The following is a 21,244-nucleotide window of genomic DNA, read 5'->3' as shown; positions in this document are numbered from 1 at the left end:
CGGCCGTCTCACGACCCCACTTCAAAGCCCTCCGGCGGCCTTTGACCCCAGGCGCTGAAGCCCTGAGCCATTAGCGCTTCCCAGGCTCCTGGCTCCGCCTCGGGGTTTGCCAGCCGCGGCATCTCTGCGGAGAACTCGTGGCGGTTGCCGCCCGGCGCTTTGAAGTACGCGAAGAGGTTCGAGCCGACGCTATGGCGGCCGGGCCCCACCTCGATCATGTGGCCGTTGATCGCCAGCAGGTCGAGCCCGCGCTTGATGTGGTCCATCGACTCCAACGTCCAGGCGATGTGGTGGAGAGTCAGGTCAGGTGTTTTCGAGGCGACGATCGCGATGTCGTGATGATACTGGCCACAACGGGTCCATGCTGCTGCCCAGAAGCCGGGGGTAGGTTCGACGAAGTCGGAAACCCTGAAGTCGAGCGCCTCACGCAAGAATGTGGCAAGCGCGCGTACATCCGGCGTGACGAGCGAGATGTGGTCGAGATCGACCGGGTCGACCCCTCCACCGCGCCGGGCGTCACGCCTCCAATTCTTCACGTAGCCGCGGCCCTGCTCGAGCACCACGAGTTCGAACACGTGCCCGCTCGGCGCCGCGAAGGCGATCGACCGGTCGACGCCGGCGACGCTACCAGTGCGTCGCTGGACTGCGACGCCGAGCTCGTTGAGGCGCCGCTCAACGCGTTCGAGGTCCTCCGGGGAGGTGACATCGAGGGCGATCGTGTCGACGCCGGTGCCTCCGGGCGTCAACACGAGGTCGACGCCATCATCCAAGCCGCAGCCGAGGTGGACCGCGTCTCCATCGCGGGCTAGTTCAACGAGCCCGAGCACCTCGGTATGAAACGCGAGCGCTTCCTCCATGTTGTTGACACGCAATTTCGCATACGCCAATTGCTGAATCGCCATAAAAAATTCTTTCCTCTCACTTGAACGGAGCTACCCACGGGTCCATGACGCCCCGCCCACAGCACCGCCGGATTATCGTCACCTGCTACTTGACCGTGATCCCGCCGTCAGGCTCACCGGAACGCTCGCTCACCCACGCCTCTGCCTGTGTCGCTCGACATCAGTCCGGCTGCCCAGGCGTTGATGCCACAGCGGGAAGCAGGCCACGCGCTCGCAGCCACGCGACCACCCGCGCGGCGACCTGGTCGCGCACGTACCCCTCATAGGTACGCTCAAAGAAATGGCCGACACCTGGCAACACATCGACTTCCACGTCGGGGTGTCGAGCGCTCTCGAGCGCCTGCTGCATCCACAGCGTGTGATCGTGCGGAACGACGAGGTCGAGCGTGCCATGCACAAGCAACACCGGCGCAGTAAGCCCAGCAACATGTGTGAGCGGAGATGTCCGCCGGTAGAGCCCCGGATCCTGCTCAGGACTGGCACCACGCGACTCCACCATCAGCTGATAGCGCGTGGGTGCGAACGCGGCGAGTCCGCCGACCAGCCGGGCCTGGTCGCTTGTGGCCGCCAGCGCCGCGACAGCCTTCCAATCCGGTTGCGTGGCAGCTGCGAGCAGTGCAACCGTCCCGCCGCGTGAGTGACCAGCGACGACATACGGGACGCTCTCCGCCAGCTCCTCACGCAGCGCTGCTCGTCCCGCCTCGGCAGCGAGCGGGTCGTCCTCGCGATAGCGTGGACCGTCGCGATAGACCGCAGTTGTAACCGCAGCACCGGCGGCGGCGAGCGGTTCGGCCAGCCATTGCAAGGCACGTGGGTCTGCGTCACGACCGGGGCACAGCACGACGCCCAGACACGGGGCTTCCGGTGGCATCCAGCGAAGCGAGTCAATCGCCATCCGTAGTCCTTCCTCTCCTCTGCACGAGGACGCGAGACTAACATGCTAGAGCGTCAGCCGCCGAATGGGAATATGGTGTCCGTTGACCGCGTCCGGCCGCAGATGGTCCAGATACAACTGATCCCATAGCCACCGACTCGCCGTGGCCGCACGCCCCGCAACAGGCCGGACTCATGAAGGTCATCGATCGTCTCCTGCGGCAAGCGACGGTCCCGTTCTGCCTGCAGAGCGCGCTCGGTCAGCTTCGGACGCAGATCACGGGCCGCTTTGATCAGACCCTCCTCGACCGCATTGAACCGGGGCCGCCACGTCGAAGCTCGCCATTTTCTTCTTCTCGAGGGATCTAGGTCGTGTCAACACCGGTGCGCATTAGCACGCTAGCATGTCGAATACCCGGACAATTCGATACGACAAGGAGACCGCACATGACCTTTTACTTCTTCGGCTCGGCCGACCCGCTGCCCGGCGCGAATGTGACCTACCTGCTCCGAGCCGGTGAAGGCCACAACATCGCCACATCAGAGTTGGGCGACCGCGCGTCCATCAAAGCCAGCGGAGCCGAGTCCGAGGGCCGGCTCGCAATGCTGGAGTACACCGCGGCCGCTGGGGGCCGAGGCCCGGACCCACACACCCACGATCACCATGAGGAACTGTTCTACATCGTGTCCGGCGAGCTCAAGATGCTGGTGGGCGACGAGGTGGTCACCTGCGGGCCCGGCGACTTCGCCTATGTGCCCCGCAACGTCGTGCACACCTTCTGGAACGAAGGGGCAGACCCCTGCACGTTCGTCGGGGCGTTCTCCCCAGCGGGATTCGAACGGATATTCGAGTACGCGCAGGAAGCCGCCAAAGCCGGCCGCCGGCGGACTCCAGAGGAGATGAACGAAATAGCCCAAAAGTACGACATGAAGCTCGTAGCCTGGCCCCCCGGGACGGCACCGAACTTCGTCGACTGACGACGCGCTACTTGTGCCGAATGATACTGATGAAGTGACGAGCCACGCTTGTAAGTTCGCGGGCCCGCGGCGTGCCGACTGGCGACCGGGCTGCGCGCCGATCGATGAGCGACCCGGCCGCGCGCCCCGGACCGCGGGCGCTTCCTCACCGTGGTGGCGGGTCGGACACGCCTCAACGGTCTCGCTCGCGGGACTGCTTCGAGATCGATGTTTCCGGCCCGACCCGGCAGGCTGAGTTCCGGCGGCATGGGCACTGCGAGTGGGATTTCGCGCCACAGCACTTCGCCTCGAGGACACCGGCGAACCGTTGGGCATGCCCCCACCGCGCAGCAACAAGACAAGAACTGATCCGCATTCTTCAATCTAGTGAATTCTGTTGCTAGACCAGCTCTTTCCCTTTTGTTCATCGTAAAGCAGACCGTCGCACAGCGGTGAACCGAAGGGGCAGAGTTGCCTTCCGAAGAATGTCGATATCGTCATCTCGAACGTACCGGAAACACGCGAACCCATGTACTGGATCGGTGCGCGCCTCGATGCCGGTTACTCGCTGTCGATCCCGTTCGATGAGCAGGCGATGAACATTACGCCGACCTCCAACGCCGGCAACCTCGACTTCGGCTTGGCCGCCGCCACCGCAGCGTGCCGCAACTGCCCCGGCTGCTCAATCACCTGGCGGACTCCTGGCCGAATTGGAGCGGGCCGTGGCCCGACATCGACTCGGGTACTCCCCGTTACCTTTTTCGTGGGCCCGGAACCGGGCCCACGGTCGCCAGGCCCGGTATGACTTCTTGCCCCTGTCGTTCGCATGATCCGGGGGGTGGTGTCGCCGGGTCCTGGTGGCGTCGACGGACCGCTGATGGGGACAGGGCCGCTGGTAGGTCTCTTCGTAACGTGGGTGCCGGGCGTTGACGCCAGATCCGGCGACCGTCCGACTGGGCGTTTCGAGGCAATTGAGGACCGAGCAAGGTGACACAACCCTATGCCGTGTTCTGCGGCGTTGACGTGGGAAAAGGCGAACATCACGCGGTCGGGCTCGACCCGGCCGGGAAACGATTGTTCGACAAAGCATTGCCCAACGATGAGTCCCGGCTGCGGGCGGTGTTCGACAAACTCGCCGTTCATGGACGGCTGCTGATCGTGGTCGATCAACCCAACACGATCGGCGCCCTGCCGGTGACTGTGGCCCGCGCCTGCGGCCACGATGTCGCCTATCTGCCAGGGTTGTCGATGCGCCGCATCGCCGACCTCTACCCGGGCCAGGCCAAGACCGATGCCCGCGACGCTCACATCATCGCCGATGCCGCCCGCACGATGCCGCACACGCTGCGCCGCGTCGACATCGGCGACGAAACGCTCACCGAACTCGCTGTCCTGGCCGGGTTCGACGACGACCTGGCCGGCGAGGCGACCCGCACCAGCAACCGCATCCGCGGCCTGCTCACCGGCATCCACCCCGCCCTCGAACGAGTCCTCGGCCCGAGGATCGCGCACCCAGCAGTGCTGGAAATTCTGTCGCGATGCGGCGGCCCGAAAGGAATCCGGGCCGCCGGGCGGCGCAAACTCACCACCATCGCGACCAAACACGAGCCCCGCATGGGCGCCCGGCTGGTCGAGGAGATCCTGACCGCGCTGCCCGCGCAAACCGTCACCGTTCCCGGCACGAAAGCCGCGGAAACCGTGCTGCCGAAACTGGCCGATTCGTTGAAAGCGGTCCTGCTGCAACGCAAGCAGATCACCGCCGATATCGAGGAGATGTTCGCCGATCACCCTCTTGCCGAGGTCCTGACCTCGATGCCCGGCATCGGAGTCAGGACCGGCACCCGCATCCTGCTCGAAGTCGGAGACGCCACGGCGTTCGCCTCGGCCGGCCACCTCGCCTCCTACGCCGGCATCGCCCCGATCACCCACCGTTCCGGCAGCTCCATCCGCGGTGAACACCCAGCTCGCTCCGGCAACCACAAACTGAAACGCGCGTTGTTTCTATCCGCGTTCGCCGCCCTGCACGACCCGGCCAGCCGCGCCTACTACGACCGAAAGAGAGCCGAGGGCAAGAAACACAACGCAGCCCTGATCTGCCTGGCCCGAAGACGCTGCGACGTCCTGTTCGCAATGCTCAGAACCAAACAGCCCTACCGGACGCCGCAAGCAGCCGCGTGATGATCCAGCCCGCCCGATAGTCTGCGACGATGACCAGCCCAGCCCCGTTCGAGGAATCCGAATCGCTGAAGCTGGCGCGGCCGTTCCTCGGCCGAACCGTCGGCCTCATTATCGACCGACCCTACGGAAGCCGCCACCCGACCTGCGGATTTCTCTACCTGGCCAACTATGGCTACGTCCCCGGCACACTCGCGCCCGACGGCGAGGAACTCGACGCCTACTACCTGGGCCCTTCCGAACCGATGACCTCAGCACACGGCACCTGCATCGCGATCGTCCACCGGCTCCACGACGATGACGACAAACTCATCGTCGTTCCCACCCCCGCCCCGACGCTCGACGACGCGGCTATCGCCGCGGCCGTCGAGTTCCAGGAGACCGCCGGGCACTACATCGTCATCAGGCACTGACCCTGCCGTTGCCCTTGACGAAAACGATAGCCCCCCCCCCCCGAAAAATTAGAACATGTTACTGTCAAACCATGGTGAGGACCGGGTCGATGACGCGGCCGCCCGATTCATGGCGATATATGCGGATCGCGGCGTCATCGACGGACCGGCCGCCTACCCGACGCGCGACAATTATGTAACTCGTTCTATGCAATCTTCGCCGCGCCGCCAGCGGCGGAGCAGTGAGGGAGACCAACACCCCATGCGTACCGGAATCTGCGAACGGCTCGAGATCGAATTCCCCATCTTCGCCTTCACGCACTGCCGCGACGTGGCGGCCGCGGTCAGCAACGCAGGCGGGCTCGGCGTGCTCGGAGCGGTCGGCTTCACCGCCGAGCAGTTGGAGATCGAGCTGGCTTGGCTCGACGAGCACGTGCGCGGCGGCTACGGCGTCGATCTCGTGATCCCAGCGAAGTACGAGGGCAAGGGGATCGACGGCCTCACTCCCGAGCAGCTGGAAGCAAAACTGGCGGAACTGGTCCCGCAGGGTCATCGGGACTTCGCCGAGAAGATCCTCGCCGACCACGGCGTGCCCCAGCTGCCCGCGGGCGAGCACCACAACCAACTGCTCGGCTGGACTGCCACCACCGCGGATCCTCAGGTGGAGGTGATTCTGCGGCATCCGAAGGCCAGGCTGGTCGCGAACGCGCTCGGCACTCCGCCTGAGGACGTGATCGCGCAGGTACAAGCTTCCGGCAGGCTGATCGGCGCGCTGTGCGGTTCGGTCAAGCACGCGCTCGACCACCGGAGGGCGGGCCTGGATTTCGTGGTCTGCCAGGGCACCGAGGGCGGCGGCCACTGCGGTGAGGTTTCCTCGCTGGTGCTGTGGCCACAGGTGATCGACGCGGTCGGCGACCTTCCGGTGCTGGCCGCAGGCGGCATCGGGAACGGCCGTCAAGTCGCCGCGGCGATGGCGATGGGCGCCGCGGGCGCCTGGACCGGCTCGCTGTGGCTGACCGTCGAGGAGGCCAACGTGCCGCCCGCACAGATGCGGACCTACCTCGAGGCCACCAGCCACGACACCGTACGGTCGCGGGCCTGGACCGGCAAACCCGCCCGCATGCTGCGCAACGACTGGACCGATGCCTGGGAGCGGGCCGACACACCGGACCCGCTGCCGATGCCACTGCAGATGATGGTCGCACTGGACGGCGTGAAGCGCGGCCACCGCTACCCGGAGGCCGCGAAGGACGTCAACTTCAACCCGGTCGGTCAGATCGTCGGCATGATGAACCGGGTCGAGCGCTCCGCCGACGTGGTGAACCGGCTGATCGAGGAGTACGTGCGGGCGTGTGAACGTCTCGACAAGATCAACGGCGAACTCTGAGTCGTCCGAACGACAACGGCTATACGTAGGTCCGCAACCCCCTGACGGGCAATCGTTTCCAACTCATCAATGGCGGCCCGCCACTGCGCTGTTTCGATCTCCCGCTCCCCGCTGGCGCAGGCGGACCCTTCGGCGCACATCGGGTGCGGGCAATATGATCGCGGAGGGTCGGATCGGGAGGGAGAGATTGTGACAAGCGAGTCGGCGCTCGCGACACCCGCAGTTGCGCAGTGGTTCGCGGAGTTGTTCGCCCATCGGCGCTGGGTGCGCCGTAGCCAACCGTTTCCCCACGTGTACGCCCGCGACGTCTTCGTTCCGGAGTTCTATCAGCGAATGACCGACGAACTGCACCGTGTTCGCCGTGAGCGTCCCGAACTGTTCGTTTCGATCGCCGACGGTTACAGCGCGGACGGCGTCCGCCTGTCCGACCTGCGCGACGGACCGCTCGCGATCTTCAGTTCCCGGGAGTGGCACGACTTGGTCGCCCGGCTCGGCGGGGTCGAGGCGACCGGTGATATCGAGGGATCGCTGCACCACCACCCACCGGGCAGTCCGTTCGGCTGGCCGCACAACGACCTCAACCCGGCCTGGTTTCCCGGGCCGGCCCCTGGTCCCGACGAGGTGCGACTGCCCGACCGCACGGTCGACACCAAAACCGGGTCACGCGAGTCCGGCGTTGCCGCACGGGAGACCGTGCGTGCCGTCGCGGTGCTGTTCTATCTGGGTAATCCGGGGTGGCAGCCGGGCGACGGCGGGGAGACCGCGCTGTACGATCACGTCGCCGACGACGCCGCGCTGCCGTCGGTGACCCTCGTTCCGCCGCTGGACAATTCGCTGGTGCTGTTCGAGGTCACGCCGCGCAGCTGGCACACCTTCGCGGGAAACAACGCCAAAGACCGCAACAGTGTGGTGATGTGGGTGCATCGTCCCAGGGCGGAGGCCGAACGGCGTTGGGGAGGGGACACGATTGTCCACTGGTGAACGCCGCGTCTGCCTACTCACCGGCGCGAGCGGTACGCTCGGCGACGCCTTCTGCCGCACCTACTATCGCGACTACGACATCGTCGCCGTGTGCCACACGCGCACTCCCGCCGTGCCGTCGCAACTGGAGTGGTACGTCGATCCGCTGGACCCGGATGCCGCTGTGCCGGAGAATGATTCGCGCCTTTTCGTGGTTCGATCCGATTTGACCCAGCCGGGCGAGGTGGAGCGGGTCGTCGACCTGACGCTGGCCCGGTTCGACCACGTCGACCTGCTGGTGAACAACGCGGCGCAGCTGCGGCTACACCCGCGCGGCATCATCGACGGCGACGCGGCACTGGACGATTTCGACCGGCAATTCACGCTGAATGTGGCTGTTCCACTGCGCCTTTCGGCACGTCTGGCACAGCGATGCTGGTTGCACGCCGGTGCGGAAAACCGTGCCCGAAACCGCAACATCGTCAATGTCTCGAGCATCTCCGGATCGGAGGTGTATCCGGGACAGACTTTGTACTCCGCGTCGAAGGCCGCGCTGAATCAGCTGACCCGCAATATCGCTGCGGAATTCGCCGAGTTCGGCGTGCGCGCGAACGCCATCGCGCCCAACAGTTTTCCCGCACTCGTGCCTACCGAGCAGGTTGCTCGGGCGATTGTCGAGCTCGATGCGAGCGACCGGTCGGGTGCGGTGTACGGGGTTGGCGTCGAGGTGGACGACCCGGTGGGCAGACACTCCCTCCGACGCGCCGACGCCGAGCCGTGACACCGCTGGCCATTGTGCGATGGCGATGCCGGTGGCCTGCTCGGACAGTGTTCACAATCGCTGTGCGAGATCAGCGTAGACCGCCCGCTTGTTGCTCGGCGGCTCCAGCTCGACGCGGTGGAAGTACTGATCGTTGATCGCGTCGTCGTCGGCAGGCGTGGCCAAGCGCACCCGCGGTTCGGCGCCCTTTTCCGGGCGGATGAAGAACAGGCGCGACAGTGGGACCGGACGAACCAGCCGAGGCTGAGCGGAACGTTGCCGTAGACGCGGGTGGCGACCGCACCGAGATGGAAGGCCGCGGTGGTCAGGCCGGTAGCCGACTCTGTGAGCCGATCGTCTTCGGATCACCCGGATTCGGCAAGTGCAGACGCGCCCGCGTAGTGCTCGGCGATTGTCGAACTCGACACCCGATGTGAAGATCGAGATCAGGCATTAGTGATGTAGGACACATTAGGTCGCGGGACCTCACCGACCAGCCGATATCGAGAACGTCGCACAGTGCGGTGGGCAGTATCGTGCAGCGAACGCAACACCAATAACTCGTGGGGCACGCCCAGAACACGAGCGGCACCCAACGCAGGACCTGACCGCGAGTCCTGCGCCACCCGACCAGTACAGCCTGAAGACTCGGAGAGGCGGAAGAGCGGAGAGCGGAGGAGCACATGGGTAACTCGTCGGGTACGCCCAGTACACGAGCGGCACCCGATGCTGCGCCTGAACGTGGATTCCGGGTCACCCGGCTGGTACGGCCCGGAAATTCGGACCGGCGCAGGGGCGGGCGGGAAATCCCGGTCACGGGCAATCTGCTCCAGCCGCTGATCCGGCGGACCAGCGACATCGTCCGGGTTGTTCTCGCGATGCTGGGGGTGGCGATCGTCGTCGCGGCCTCGCTGATCACCCGACCGGAATGGCTGGCACTGGAACGTTCGGTCTCCAACATCGTGGGCTTCCTGAATCCCGCCCAGTCGAATCTGGTCTACCTGCTCTACGGCATGGCGATCCTGGCGTTGCCGTTCGCGATCCTGCTCGAGCTGATCATCGGCAGGCAGTGGAAGCTGTTGGCCGGTTATGCCGCCGCCGCGGTGGTCGCCGGACTGCTGCTCTCCATTACCGGCACCGGATTGTCCGCGCCGAAATGGCACCTCCAGGTGCCGGACCGGTTGGACACGTTCCTGTCCCAGTTCCTGGACGATCCCCGCTGGATCGCGATGATCGCCGCGACGCTCACCGTCTCCAGCCCGTGGCTACCCAACCGGCCGCGTCGCTGGCTGTGGTTGCTGCTGCTCGCATTCGCGCCGATCCATCTGGTGGTCAGCACCGTGGTACCGGCGCGGGCGATGTTCGGGCTCGCGGTCGGCTGGCTGGTCGGCGCGGTGATCGTGCTGGTGGTCGGCACACCCGCGCTCGAGGTTCCGCTCGATGCCGCGGCGCGGGTGCTGGCCAAGCGCGGCCACGCCGTCACCGGGTTCACGGTGGTGCGTCCGGCCGGTCGAGGGCCGCTGGTGCTCGCCGCCGCCGTCGAGGGGCCCGAGCGAGAACTGATCGTCGAGATGTACGGCAAGAACCAGCGCAGCTTCGGCGCCCTGCGGCAGCTGTGGCGCTGGCTCACCTTCCGCACCAGCGAAACCGCCGCCATCCACGGCTCCCTGCATCGCGCGGTGGAGCACCGCGCGCTGATGGCGATAGCCATCGGGGACCTCGGCCTGGCCAGCTGCACTCCGGTCGCGGTCGCCACACTCTCTCGCGGCTGGGTCCTGTTCGCGCACACCCGCCCACGGGGCACGCCGATCACCGAATTGGCCGACGAGGTGCTGCCCGGTCCGTGGCAGGCGCTCGACCGCCTGCACCGCAAGCAGATCTCGCACGGGGATCTGCGACCTGCCGACATTCGCGTCGACGCCGGGACGACAGTGTTCGGCGCCTTCGGCAGCGCCGAGTTCGGGGCGTCGGACACACAGTTGCAGTCCGATATCGCCCAATTGCTCGTGACCACCACCGCGGTCTTCGGCAAGGAGCCCGCGGTTGGCGCGGCCATCGGCACACTCGGCGAATCCCGGGTGCTCGCCGCGGCGAGCCGATTGACCAAGTCAGCGATACCCGCCGGGATTCGCAACTCCGTCCCGGACTGGAAACGGGCGCTGTCCGACGCACGCGATGAGGTGCGCAAGCAGACCGGGCAGGACCGGATCGAAGCCGAGCAGATCACCCGGTTCTCGCGCAACCAGATCATCCAGCTGGTGCTGCTGATCGCGCTGGTGTACGTCGCCTACCCGTTCATCAGCGCGGTACCGACCTTCTTCACCCAGCTGAGGACAGCGAACTGGTGGTGGGCGCTGCTCGGACTCGCGGTCTCGGCACTGACCTACGTCGGTACGGCGGCGGCGCTGTGGGCCTGCGCGTCCGGCGCGGTGAGTTTCCGCAATCTGGTGATCATGCAGATCGCCAACACCTTCGCCGCGACGACGACCCCCGCGCGCGTGGGCGGGCTCGCGCTGAGTGTGCGCTTTCTGCAGAAGGCGGGCGTCGGCGCGGTCCGTGCCACCGCTGCGGTGGCGTTGCAGCAGGCCGTGCAAGTGATCACGCACGTCAGCCTGCTGCTCGCGTTCAGCATTCTGGCGGGCACTTCGGCGAATCTCTCGCACTTCGTCCCCGACGCGACGGTGCTGTATCTGCTCGCCGGGGTCGGCGTGGGTATCGTCGGCACGTTCATGTTCGTGCCGACGCTGCGCCGCTGGCTGAACAACGCGGTCCGGCCGCAATTGCAGGAAGTCCTCGGCGAACTCGCCGATCTGGCCCGCGATCCCAAGCGGTCCGCGGTGATCATTCTCGGTTGCGCGGCGCTCACCCTCGGTTTCGCGGGTGCACTGTGGGCCAGCGTGGAGGCGTTCGGTGGCGGCACCACCTTCATCGCCGTCACCATCGTCACCATGATCGGCGGCACGCTGGCCTCGGCCGCGCCGACTCCGGGCGGCGTCGGCGCGGTCGAGGCCGCGCTGATCGGCGGCCTGGCTGCCTTCGGGCTGCCCGCGAATGTCGCGGTGCCCGCGGTGCTGCTGTATCGCGTGCTGACCTGCTGGCTGCCGGTGTTCTGCGGCTGGGCCACCATGCGGTGGATGACCGCGAAGGACCTGATCTGAGCGGCTGCCGCGGCTTCGCGTAACCAGATTTGCGAACATCGGGCAGCGAAAGCGATTGCGCTGTCCCGAGTTCGAATCCGCAGTTGATCGGGTCGCGGAGCGGGGTCGCCATCTGCGCCGGATCCTGGCGTAACCGGTGCGGCATCGCGAGCGCGGCATACGAGCGAAAACTCCTGGATCCCAACAGATACCGACCACATGGCGGTTGGGTACCGAGCGCGCCTGCTGGGCGCGATGTAGGTTCGAGTGGCTCCCGCGACAGAGCGGTCGGCCGCCCCCGGCGCCCGGTAGCGGTGTGGCTGGGGCAGCAGAACGCCGATGCCGTCGCCACGCCGGCGAATGGCAGACTTGGGTCCGTTTCCGGTCAAATGTTCAGAATCGCCGGACGCCGCGCCATCCACAGGCAAAGCGGCGGAAGCCATCCGCGACCGGACACGTAAGAAAGATTTGCCCAGGAGGAATCGTGCCGGACGGACAGGACACCGCGGACAACAACGATCGCCGGGTCCGGCGCACGAGGAACATGCTGCACCAGGCCCTGATCGAGCTCATGCTCGAAGGCGGCTACGACCGGATCACCGTCCGCGACATCTTGGACCGCGCCGACGTCGGCCGCTCGACCTTCTACGCGCACTACCGGGACAAAGACGATCTACTCCTGCACAGCAGTACCGATTACCTGCACGCGGCCATGGCAGCGGCGAATACCGATACCGACGCCGACGAACCGCTCGCGCCGGTGCGCGCCCTGTTCCGGCTGGCCGCCGACAACCCCGAGGTATATCGGGCCCTGCTCGGCCGCAAGAGCGGCACGGTGCTGCTGCGGACGACCAGAGTGATGGTCGCGCAGATCCTCAACGAGCGACTGGGCGACCAGCTCGCGATGCTGGAGGACGAATTCACCACCACCGTGACCTTTCTGTCCTGGGGCGTGGTCGGCATGCTCGGTGCCATCGCGGAACCCAACCCACCGCTTTCGGCCGAGGAGGCCTACCAGCACCTGCTCCAGCTGGTCGGGCCCGGCCTGACCAGCCGCGCCCGCGGCGTCCGCCGGCCTGTTCAGATGCGATAAGGCTATGGTCGCGGGCGCCTGAGGTGTCCGTGATCAGGCTCGGGGTGTCTTCGGGGGATATCCAGCGAGACATGCGGTTCGCCCTCGATTGCGGAGATGAATCATGGTTATCTACGGGATTGCGCATCCGACCCCGGATCGGCGTTGAACTGGCATTTCTACCCGGTATTTCGAGCAGAATGCGGCCGCATCTGAGCGCGGAGATGCTCCGGATGTCATCGCAAACTGCGAGAATTTCCACTCACTTATGAGTTGAACCGAACAGATCCTCGTGTCACTATCGACCCCAATGGGCGGACCGGCACGCCCGCATGAGATCGAGGAGAAGCCCCATGCTGCGGACCAGGTTCACCGAGACATTCGGGGTGGCGCATCCCATCGTGCAGGGCGGCATGATGTGGGTCGGGCGTGCCGAACTCGTCGCGGCCGTCGCCAACGCGGGCGGGCTGGGGTTCATCACGGCCCTGACCCAGCCGACCCCGGACGACTTGCGCCGCGAGATCGCCCGCACCAGAGACCTGACCGACAAGCCGTTCGGCGTGAACCTCACCATCCTGCCGTCGATCAACCCGCCGCCATACGCGGAATACGTCCAGGCGATCATCGACAGCGGCGTGCGGATCGTCGAAACGGCAGGCAGCAACCCAGAGCCGTACCTGCCCTACTACCAGGACGCGGGCATCAAAGTGCTGCACAAGTGCACCAGCGTCCGGCATGCGCTGAAGGCGGAGCGGATCGGCGTGGACGGCGTGAGCATCGATGGCTTCGAATGCGCGGGCCATCCCGGTGAGGACGACATCCCCGGTTTGGTGCTCATCCCCGCCGCAGCCCGCGAACTGAGCATTCCGATGATCGCCTCCGGCGGCATCGCCGACGCACGCGGCCTGGTCGCGGCGCTCGCTCTCGGCGCGGACGGCGTCAATATGGGCACCCGATTCCTCTGCACGCAGGAGTCCTCGATCGATCCGAAGGTCAAGGAGCGGATCGTCGCGAACTCCGAACGCGACACGCAGCTCATCTTTCGCACCATGAGCAATACCGCGCGCGTCGCGGACAACGAGATCAGTCGCAAGGTCGTCGAGATCGAAAAATCGGGAGGCACTTTCGACGACGTCCGGGACCTCGTCGCGGGCGCCCGTGGCCGGCGGGTGTTCGAGGAGGGCGATCTGGACGCGGGCATCTGGTCGGTCGGCCTGTGCCAGGGCCTCATCCACGACATCCCGACCTGCGCTGATTTGATCGGCCGAATGGTCACCGAGGCCGAAGAGCTGATCACCGCACGACTCGCCGACACCGTTGTCGGCTGACCTACGTACCCGAAAACGAGCGGCGAATTACTGAAAGCCATCTGTAGCGAAGATGTTTCAGGCGAACATCACTTCGGATAGCGCCGCCACATGCCCAGTGCGGGTGCGGCGGCGTTTTGTCGGTAGCCCCTGGGTAGATCTCGGCCATGTCTGTCGAAATCTGGATCGCGCGGCTGGCGCTGGACCAGGTAGCCGCCGAACTGGACGGCACAGCGCTGCGCAACCGGTTACCAGTGCCTGCGATTCCCTGCCACCAAGATCCGCGACGCGGGCCAGGCGTATGACACGACACTCGAAACCTCGCCAGAGTGACAGCGCCACTCGGGTGTTGGGCGCGTCGATTTCGTCTGGACGCTGGTCCTGGCCGGTACGGTTACCGTATAACCAGTGTTGAGGAGGGGTCATGTTCGCGCTCGTTGTGAGATTCGATCTCCAGGACGCCGAGAAGGCGGCCGAATTCGACAAGTTGGTGGCCGAAACCGTCCAGGCCATCGCGGAACTGGAACCCGGAACCCTGGTCTACGCCACCCACACTGTCCAGGACGAGCCGCTGTCTCGGGTGTTCTATGAGGTGTACCGCGACCGCGAAGCGTTCGAGGAGCATGAGCGGCAGCCCCACACAAGGCACTTCCTGAGCCAGCGTGAGAAGTACATAGCTTCATCCCGGGTGGAATTCCTTTCCCCCGCCGATGCGAAGGGCCTGTTTGCGGCAGGCTGATCGGCGGTCACAGCCGCGTAGCTACTGGCTGCCGGTCGGCCTATTTCGCCGCGCGGGCGGTGACGGCCTCGTAATCGTGGCTGGCGATGAGTTCGATGTCGTCGGGTAGCGCGTGCAGACGGTGGATCGTGGTGAAGGCGGCGTCCCGGTCGGAGTCGAAGAGTTTGCCCGGCATCGGTGCCTTCTCCCGCAGCAGGTCGACCTGCAGCTTGCTCCAGACGGCATCGCCCGCGAACAACACGCGGCTGCCGTCGTCCACCGCGAGCAGCACGCCGATGCTGCCGGGCGTGTGGCCCGCGAGATCCACCAGCAGCACCGAGCCGTCGCCGAAAAGGTCTTTGGTGCGCGGGAAGGTGAGGACCGGCGGCCCGTCCAACTCGAATCGGTCGAAGGTGCGGCCGCGCAGTGGCCCCCGCGCCACACCGGCCGGTGCGTGCGAACCGCCCATCGCCCATTCGTATTCGACCGCGGGCAACCGAACCTCGACCGAGCGCGGCAATTCCAGCAAGCCCGAGACATGATCCCAGTGCAGGTGCGTGGGCAGCACGAAATCGATATCGCCGCAGGCGATGTCGTGCGCGGCGAGCGCGTCGGACAGACCGAGCACCGGCTTGTCCGGCGCGACGAGCAGCGGGACCGGGAACGGCAACTCGGGCAGCACCCGGTGGTGCACGTCGGCGCACAGGGCCGGATCGACAAGGAAACGCGCCTTCGGATGCTCGACCAGGAACGCCGCCATCGACAGCGTCATCTCCCGCAGGCTGCGCACCCCCTCGGCCACGATGGTGGTCGGCGCCGACATGGTGGCCTGGGTCAGCACGGTGAGCCGGACCGTGGCGCGCACCGCGGGCAGCGGCCGCACCGCGAGATTCGCCAGCAAAGTGGTGTCGGGGCGGCGCGGGCGCAGTAACCGGACCGGGGTCGCGGCAAGCGCAGCGCAACAGCGCAGCAGCGTGGGCACAATCGGAGTGCGCTCAGCACGGGTGGCGGCACCGCTGTCCGGTTCGGTCACCATGCCACCGTAGGCGATTTGCCGTACTTCGGGAAAGGCTGAGCAGGCAGCGGAAATGCACCTTGCTCGCGGCGATTTCTCCGGCATAATCGCGTGGGTACCGTTCTTTAGTGGGTAACAGCAGCCGGGAGACGGGGAGGGAGGACGCGATGCCACCCAGTCTTCCGGAGGGGCACAGTGGTGCGCAGGGGAACAACGGTTCGCTCGGCTATCGCCGACGCGCTGTGTTGACCTGCGCCGCCGTCACGGCTGTTGCGGATCTACTCGGGGTCGACGCCGCCACTGTGTCGACCAGCTCGCCCTTTACCGATCTCGGCCTCAGTTCCACCCAGCTTGCGAGGCTGACCGCCCAGCTCGAAGACGCTATGGGAGTCGAGGTTCCGCTGACCGCGATCTACGACCATCCAGATATCGAACAGCTTATCGAGTATCTCGCGATGCGATGAGCAGCGCGCCTACTGACTCGGTCGGCACGCATCCACCCGTCTCCGTCATCGGCCTCGGCTGCCGACTGCCCGGGGCGGCGAGCGGCGCCGAATTCTGGCGGCTGCTACTCGACGGCCGGGACGCCACGTCCACACCACCCGCCGGACGGTTGGGCAGTCGACGCGGCGGATACCTCGACGATGTCGAGGCGTTCGACAACGACTGGTTCGCCATCTCCGAGCGAGAGGCCGCCGTCATGGACCCGCAACAGCGGCTGGCGCTGGAGGTCGCGGTGGAGGCGATCGATGACGCCGGTATCGGTTATCGCGCACGCGGATCCGGCGCCGCCGTGGTGTTCGGCGCGTCCGGGTACGACCATGGCATCGCGGTGCTCGGCCGGGCCGGCCACGACGCCCCCTACGCGGTGACCGGGTCGGCGCTCAGCATCATCGCCAACAGGTTGTCCTACGTGCTCGACCTGCACGGGCCGAGCCTGGTGCTCGACAGCGCGTGCTCGTCCTCGCTCGCCGCGGTCGATTTCGCGGTCCGGTTGCTCGCCGATGGCACGGTTCCGTTCGCGATCGTCGGCGGGGTCAATCTGGTACTGCTGGAACACACCTCGAACTACCTCGCCGAGAGCGGGTTCCTGTCGCCGGGCGGGCGAACGTCGCCGTTCGACGTCACCGCCGACGGCTATTCCCGCGGCGACGGCTGCGCAATGGTCATCCTGCAGCGGACCGCGGACGCGTTGCGCGAGGGCAACCGGGTGTATGCGGAGATCATCGGAACGGCCGTCGGATCGGACGGACGTTCCAACGGTCTGTACGCACCGAACGGCCGCGCGCAGCAGCAGACGCTGCGCACCGCCTGGTCGCGCGCCGGTGGTACGCCGCGTAGCGCTGGTTACATCGAATGTCACGGCACGGGAACGCCTTTGGGTGACGCCGTGGAGATCGGCGCACTCGCCGCCACGCTCGGCGAGGGCACTCGACGATCGAGCGAGCGAGCGGGTATCCACACCGACGATCCGATCTGGATCGGCTCGGTGAAGTCCAATATCGGACATCTGGAAGCCGCCGCCGGAGTCACGGGGCTGGTCAAGACCGCTTTGTCCGTCCATCACGGCGTGATCGCGCCGACGATCAACCTCCGCACCGAACACCCGCTGCTGCATCTGGCCGAGCGCGGTTTGCGTGTGCCGACCGAGCCGGTGGATTGGAGCCACGTGCCCGCGCCGCAGCGCATGGCGGGCGTCAGCTCGTTCGGATTCGGAGGCACGAACGCGCATATCGTGGTGCGTGGGGTTGCCCCGCCAAAGCACGTTTGGAGTGAGCAATCTCCGGTACTCATTCCGTTGACCGCCCGCGACGAGGGGGAGCTGCGCGAGCACGCACTGCGGCTGGCCGACGAGTTGGAGTGCGCGCGAACGCCGCTGCCCGGGTTCGCCGCGGCCTCGGCCCGGCTGCTTTCCGAGACGACCCGGGCCGCGGTCATCGCGCACGACCACCGCGACGCAGTGCACCGGCTGCGTGCCCTCGGCCGCGGCGACGCCGACGCGGCGCTCGGCCCGGTACGCCACCGACGTCCAGGCGGCCTGCTGCTGCTGTTCTCCGGACAAGGTGGGCAGCACCCGAGAATGGGTCGCGCGCTGGCCGCACGGTATCCGGTCTTCGCCGCCGCGCTGGCCGAGGCGACGGACGCGATCGTGGCGGCCGGAGGACCGCGAATCTGGTCACCGCGGCACGGTTTCGCCTTCGCCGGAAACGGTGCCGCGCAGGCGACTGAATTGGTGCAGCCGGCGCTGTTCGCATTCCAAGTGGCGGCGGTGCATCTGCTGGCGGCGTTCGGGATTCGGCCCGATGCTGTGGCCGGGCACAGTCTCGGCGAGATCGCCGCCGCCACCGTCAGCGGAGCGCTGTCGCTGGCCGACGCGGCGCGCCTGGTGGTGCTGCGCAGCGCGACCCTGTCCCACCTGGACGGTCACGGCGCGATGGCGGTGCTGGAGGCGGACCCGGACGAAGCGGCGAAGCTGGTCGAGCCGCTGCGCAGGGAAGTGAGCATCGCTGCGGTCAACGGTCCCAGATCGGTTGTCGTGTCCGGCACGCCGCGCTATATCGACACACTGGTGCGTCGAGCCACCCGCCGTAACATGTTCGCGCGTCGGCTCGCCGTGGACTTCGCCGCGCACAGCCCGCAGGTCGCCACCGTACTCACGCCGTTCGCCGTCGCGCTGAGCGAGATCACCCCGCGGGCACCGCGGGTGCCGGTGTACTCGACGGCGCGGCGCGGCGCGAAGATCACCACGGCGGCCATGGATCGCGACTACTGGGCCGAGAATGCCGCGGGCACCGTGGAGTTGGCGGCGGCGATGGAACGCGCGGCCGAAGAAGGCATCTCGACCGTGCTGGAGATCGGCCCGCATCCGGTACTCGGTTCGGCCGTGCGGGAATATCCGGAATTTCGCGCCGGCACGCACCCGGTGGCGTTGCGCGAGGACGAGGTGAGCGGGTTCCTCACCGGCCTGGCGCGGCTGTACCTGGAGGGGCGGCCGGTCGACTGGTCGGCGCTCGGCCCGTTCGGCGCAGCGGCGCCACGGCAGTGGCGACGGCGGAGGTTTCCGCTCCTGGTATCGGGAACGGCGAACGGGCAGACCCCCGAATCCGCCTTCGTCACCGACGATCTCACCGACCACGTGGTGCAGGGCGAGAATACGGTGCCTGCCGTGTTCTGGCTGCGCAGGCTACTGCACCTGGCCCGAACGACCGACGCGGCGACGAGACTGATGGACTTCGTCGTGCACGAGCGGACTGATTCGAGCACCCTGCCCGAGGTCGTCTATCGCGGACCGGGAACCGAGGAAAGAATGCGGGCGGAGGTCACCGGCACCGAGACGCTGGCTTCGGCCCGGCCCGCCGGCAACCCCACACCCGCGGATATCGTCGCATGGATGCGGGTGGTCGACGCAAACCGGGCCGCCCGCCACCACATGCGCGTCATCGCGACCGGCTCGTTCTACGAGGAACTGCGCCGCAGGCGGTTGGAGTACGGACCGCGCTTCCGTGCGCTGCGCGGCATCGCGGCGGGTACCGAACGGGCGCTGGGCCTGTTCGACGCCGCCGAATTGCACCGCACCGCAACGCTGGACGGGTGCCTGCAGGTGCTCGCCGCGGCCGTGTTCGACGAGTTGCCCGCCGCGGCGATTCCGTTGCCGATCGGCATGGACTCCGCCTGGCTGTCGAACGAACCGAATCGCCACGTGCTCGAGGTGCACGCGCTGATCCGGGAGCGGAGCGACAACGGACTGGTGGGCGACGTCATCGCGACCGATCAGCACGGCGTGCCCTGTCTTGCCTTCTCCGGCGTGCACATCCGCTACACCGGAGCAGGTGCTGCGAACGAGCTCGGCGCACTGCGAACGCCGCGCGCTGAACCGGACGCGCCGTTCCGTCAAGAGGTGTGGGCACCACACGATCGGGAGTCGCTCGAGCTCGCTGACGCGCCCGCAGCCAACCCGGTCGAACGCGCGGTAGTAGTCGGAACCTCCGACCTCGCCGTCCGACTCGCCCGGGCGTTGCATGCCACCTTGCCGACCGAACGAATCGCGCGCGACCCAGACGACGCGGGCCCGCTCGTCACCGCGGTCCTGACCGGGCGCACTACCGGTCGAAGCGCCATGGTGGTGGTCTGTCCGGCGAACGGCGGCGGGCGCGAAGCGAACGAAGCCATCGCATCCCTCGGCCGCGTCCTCGATCTGCTGCAACGGATCTCCACCGACGCCGCCACCGCATCCTTGACGGTTATCCTGCCGCAGCAGGATGCCGCCCACTCGCGGCTCGACGAACTCGCCATCGGCCCCGCGGCGATCGCCGGCCTGGTGCGCTCGCTGCAACTCGAGTCGAGCCTGCAGGTGCGCCTGATCTGGACGGATAGCGATCCCGCCAGCGTGCCGCTGCTGCGCCGACTGGTGATCGCCGCCGATCAGCCCGACGAGCTGCGCCTGACCGCGGGGGAGGTCGCCCTCCGTCGCTTCACGCCCGCGCGAGCGCGAGCGCTGCCGCCAACGGGCATCGACACGAACGGAACGTATGTCGTCACCGGCGGGCTGGGGACGCTCGGATCGGTCGCCGTCCGTTGGTTGCTCGACGCGGGCGCGCGCGACGTGGTGGTACTGACGCGCGCACCGCGCCCGGTGCCTGCGCTGCTCGACGGCTTGGAGGACCGTATCGTCGTCGTACGTTGCGATGCGGCCGACCGGGACGATCTGGCCGGCGCGCTCAGCGACATCAGGGCCTGGGGTTCGGCGATCCGGGGTGTCGTGCATGCCGCGGGCGCGCTGGAGGACGCCGCGTTCGACGCGGTCACGGCAAGTCAGCTGGCCCGGATGTGCGCCGCCAAACCGTCCGCCGCGAGCAATCTGATCGACCTCACCGCGGCCGACTCGACCGACTTCGTCCTGCTGTTCTCCTCGGCGACCGGCGCGCTCGGAGCACCGGGCCAAGCCGCCTACGCCGCGGCCAACGCGGCCATGGACGCCTTGGCCTGGCGCGCTCCGGGCAGGCGGATTCTCAGTATCGGATGGGGCCTGTGGGATTCCGGCCTCGCCGCGGCAGCGGGTGGGGCGAATCATTTGCGCCGAGCGGGCGTCCGGGCGTTCGACGTGAGCCGCGGAGGCGCGGTGCTGTCGGAAGCCCTCCGCTACGAGGGCCCGTATTTGCTCGCGCTGGACTACACCCCCACCGCCGACACGTCGTCGGTAGCGCAGCGGCTGACGAATCTCCTTGTGCTGAAGCCCAATTCGGTATCAGATGTGCGCCGAAACAGCACAGCGGAGTACCTGCTCGCGGCGCCGGATGCCGCCGAGCCACTGATCCCCACCATCCGCCGCGTACTGGCGAGCACACTCGGTCTGCCCGCCGAGCACATCGACCCCACAGCCGACTTCAACGACCTCGGCCTCACTTCCCTGCTCGCGATCGAAATGCGCCGCAATCTGGAAACCCGTCTGCGCGTCCGGATCGCCACCGCCGAGCTGTTCGAACACCCGACCGTCACCGCACTCGGCACCGCCCTGCTGGCCCGGGTCGCCGAGAACACCAGCGAGGTATCGTGACCGCGAGCATCCACCTGCCAGGCACCATTTCCCTG

17 protein-coding genes are annotated in these 21,244 nt (G+C 67.1%); 14 read left to right on the top strand and 3 right to left on the bottom strand.

From position 1 onward, the window contains the following. Positions 1–8: 8 nt before the first annotated feature. Both ACT86A_RS08390 and ACT86A_RS08385 read right to left on the bottom strand, forming a co-directional pair. Complete coding sequence (locus ACT86A_RS08390) at positions 9–902, bottom strand: VOC family protein (RefSeq protein WP_445091444.1); 894 nt, start codon at positions 900–902, stop codon at positions 9–11. Positions 903–1,062: 160 nt separating this feature from the next. Next, entirely contained in the window at positions 1,063–1,797 is a 735-nt protein-coding gene (locus tag ACT86A_RS08385; protein WP_445091443.1) for an alpha/beta hydrolase family protein, read from the bottom strand. 425 nt (positions 1,798–2,222) lie between these two features. Here ACT86A_RS08385 and ACT86A_RS08380 point away from each other — a divergent pair, with 425 nt between their 5' ends. The 12 genes from ACT86A_RS08380 (at position 2,223) to ACT86A_RS08325 (ending at position 14,661) form a co-directional block, all read left to right on the top strand. Beyond that, the gene (locus ACT86A_RS08380; protein WP_445091442.1) at positions 2,223–2,753 is read left to right on the top strand and encodes a cupin domain-containing protein; all 531 of its coding nucleotides are present in this window, start codon (positions 2,223–2,225) and stop codon (positions 2,751–2,753) included. Positions 2,754–3,261: 508 nt separating this feature from the next. Then, on the top strand, positions 3,262–3,537 hold the full coding sequence (locus ACT86A_RS08375) for a WS/DGAT domain-containing protein (RefSeq protein WP_445091441.1): 276 nt from the start codon (positions 3,262–3,264) through the stop codon (positions 3,535–3,537). A gap of 182 nt (positions 3,538–3,719) precedes the next feature. Further along, complete coding sequence (locus tag ACT86A_RS08370; protein ID WP_445091440.1) at positions 3,720–4,910, top strand: IS110 family RNA-guided transposase; 1,191 nt, start codon at positions 3,720–3,722, stop codon at positions 4,908–4,910. Between the two features lie 29 nt (positions 4,911–4,939). Continuing rightward, positions 4,940–5,320 carry an inorganic diphosphatase gene (locus tag ACT86A_RS08365; RefSeq protein ID WP_445091439.1) on the top strand — a complete coding sequence of 127 codons (381 nt, stop codon included), beginning with the start codon at positions 4,940–4,942 and terminating at the stop codon, positions 5,318–5,320. 241 nt (positions 5,321–5,561) lie between these two features. Further along, positions 5,562–6,686 (top strand): NAD(P)H-dependent flavin oxidoreductase, encoded by a 1,125-nt coding sequence (locus ACT86A_RS08360; protein WP_445091438.1) that lies wholly within the window; start codon positions 5,562–5,564, stop codon positions 6,684–6,686. A gap of 189 nt (positions 6,687–6,875) precedes the next feature. Continuing rightward, the gene (locus ACT86A_RS08355) at positions 6,876–7,667 is read left to right on the top strand and encodes a 2OG-Fe(II) oxygenase family protein (protein WP_445091437.1); all 792 of its coding nucleotides are present in this window, start codon (positions 6,876–6,878) and stop codon (positions 7,665–7,667) included. Continuing rightward, entirely contained in the window at positions 7,654–8,427 is a 774-nt protein-coding gene (locus ACT86A_RS08350) for an SDR family oxidoreductase (protein ID WP_445091436.1), read from the top strand. Before ACT86A_RS08355 ends, ACT86A_RS08350 begins: the two co-directional genes overlap by 14 nt. A gap of 662 nt (positions 8,428–9,089) precedes the next feature. Next, positions 9,090–11,564, top strand: coding sequence for a lysylphosphatidylglycerol synthase domain-containing protein (locus tag ACT86A_RS08345; protein WP_445091435.1), 2,475 nt, complete (start codon positions 9,090–9,092; stop codon positions 11,562–11,564). Between the two features lie 463 nt (positions 11,565–12,027). Then, the gene (locus tag ACT86A_RS08340; protein ID WP_445091434.1) at positions 12,028–12,636 is read left to right on the top strand and encodes a TetR/AcrR family transcriptional regulator; all 609 of its coding nucleotides are present in this window, start codon (positions 12,028–12,030) and stop codon (positions 12,634–12,636) included. A 332-nt stretch (positions 12,637–12,968) separates the two neighbouring features. After that, a complete protein-coding gene (locus ACT86A_RS08335) occupies positions 12,969–13,943 on the top strand; it encodes an NAD(P)H-dependent flavin oxidoreductase (protein ID WP_445091433.1) in 975 nt (324 codons plus the stop codon). A 146-nt stretch (positions 13,944–14,089) separates the two neighbouring features. Beyond that, positions 14,090–14,227 carry a hypothetical protein gene (locus tag ACT86A_RS08330; RefSeq protein WP_445091432.1) on the top strand — a complete coding sequence of 46 codons (138 nt, stop codon included), beginning with the start codon at positions 14,090–14,092 and terminating at the stop codon, positions 14,225–14,227. Positions 14,228–14,346: 119 nt separating this feature from the next. Further along, positions 14,347–14,661 carry a putative quinol monooxygenase gene (locus ACT86A_RS08325; protein ID WP_445091431.1) on the top strand — a complete coding sequence of 105 codons (315 nt, stop codon included), beginning with the start codon at positions 14,347–14,349 and terminating at the stop codon, positions 14,659–14,661. 40 nt (positions 14,662–14,701) lie between these two features. Here ACT86A_RS08325 and ACT86A_RS08320 read toward each other — a convergent pair whose 3' ends face one another. Further along, a complete protein-coding gene (locus tag ACT86A_RS08320; protein ID WP_445091430.1) occupies positions 14,702–15,673 on the bottom strand; it encodes an MBL fold metallo-hydrolase in 972 nt (323 codons plus the stop codon). 149 nt (positions 15,674–15,822) lie between these two features. On the opposite strand from ACT86A_RS08320, the gene ACT86A_RS08315 reads away from it, so the two are divergent. Then, positions 15,823–16,119: an acyl carrier protein gene (locus ACT86A_RS08315; protein ID WP_445091429.1), complete on the top strand. Its 297-nt coding sequence runs from the start codon at positions 15,823–15,825 to the stop codon at positions 16,117–16,119. After that, positions 16,116–21,209, top strand: coding sequence for an SDR family NAD(P)-dependent oxidoreductase (locus tag ACT86A_RS08310; protein ID WP_445091428.1), 5,094 nt, complete (start codon positions 16,116–16,118; stop codon positions 21,207–21,209). Before ACT86A_RS08315 ends, ACT86A_RS08310 begins: the two co-directional genes overlap by 4 nt. Positions 21,210–21,244 lie beyond the last annotated feature (35 nt).

The organism is Nocardia glycosmidis (assembly GCF_052545115.1).
Note: the sequence above shows the minus strand (reverse complement) of the source record. Positions and strands in the feature narration are given on the sequence as shown.

Excerpts from the sequence above, each read along its gene's own strand:
- ACT86A_RS08390 (WP_445091444.1), bottom strand. The coding sequence starts at position 902 with ATGGCGATTCAGCAATTGGCGTATGCGAAATTGCGTGTCAACAACATG.
- ACT86A_RS08385 (WP_445091443.1), bottom strand. The coding sequence starts at position 1,797 with ATGGCGATTGACTCGCTTCGCTGGATGCCACCGGAAGCCCCGTGTCTG.
- ACT86A_RS08380 (WP_445091442.1), top strand. The coding sequence starts at position 2,223 with ATGACCTTTTACTTCTTCGGCTCGGCCGACCCGCTGCCCGGCGCGAAT.
- ACT86A_RS08375 (WP_445091441.1), top strand. The coding sequence starts at position 3,262 with ATGTACTGGATCGGTGCGCGCCTCGATGCCGGTTACTCGCTGTCGATC.
- ACT86A_RS08365 (WP_445091439.1), top strand. The coding sequence starts at position 4,940 with ATGACCAGCCCAGCCCCGTTCGAGGAATCCGAATCGCTGAAGCTGGCG.
- ACT86A_RS08360 (WP_445091438.1), top strand. The coding sequence starts at position 5,562 with ATGCGTACCGGAATCTGCGAACGGCTCGAGATCGAATTCCCCATCTTC.
- ACT86A_RS08345 (WP_445091435.1), top strand. The coding sequence starts at position 9,090 with ATGGGTAACTCGTCGGGTACGCCCAGTACACGAGCGGCACCCGATGCT.
- ACT86A_RS08335 (WP_445091433.1), top strand. The coding sequence starts at position 12,969 with ATGCTGCGGACCAGGTTCACCGAGACATTCGGGGTGGCGCATCCCATC.
- ACT86A_RS08330 (WP_445091432.1), top strand. The coding sequence starts at position 14,090 with ATGTCTGTCGAAATCTGGATCGCGCGGCTGGCGCTGGACCAGGTAGCC.
- ACT86A_RS08325 (WP_445091431.1), top strand. The coding sequence starts at position 14,347 with ATGTTCGCGCTCGTTGTGAGATTCGATCTCCAGGACGCCGAGAAGGCG.
- ACT86A_RS08315 (WP_445091429.1), top strand. The coding sequence starts at position 15,823 with ATGCCACCCAGTCTTCCGGAGGGGCACAGTGGTGCGCAGGGGAACAAC.
- ACT86A_RS08310 (WP_445091428.1), top strand. The coding sequence starts at position 16,116 with ATGAGCAGCGCGCCTACTGACTCGGTCGGCACGCATCCACCCGTCTCC.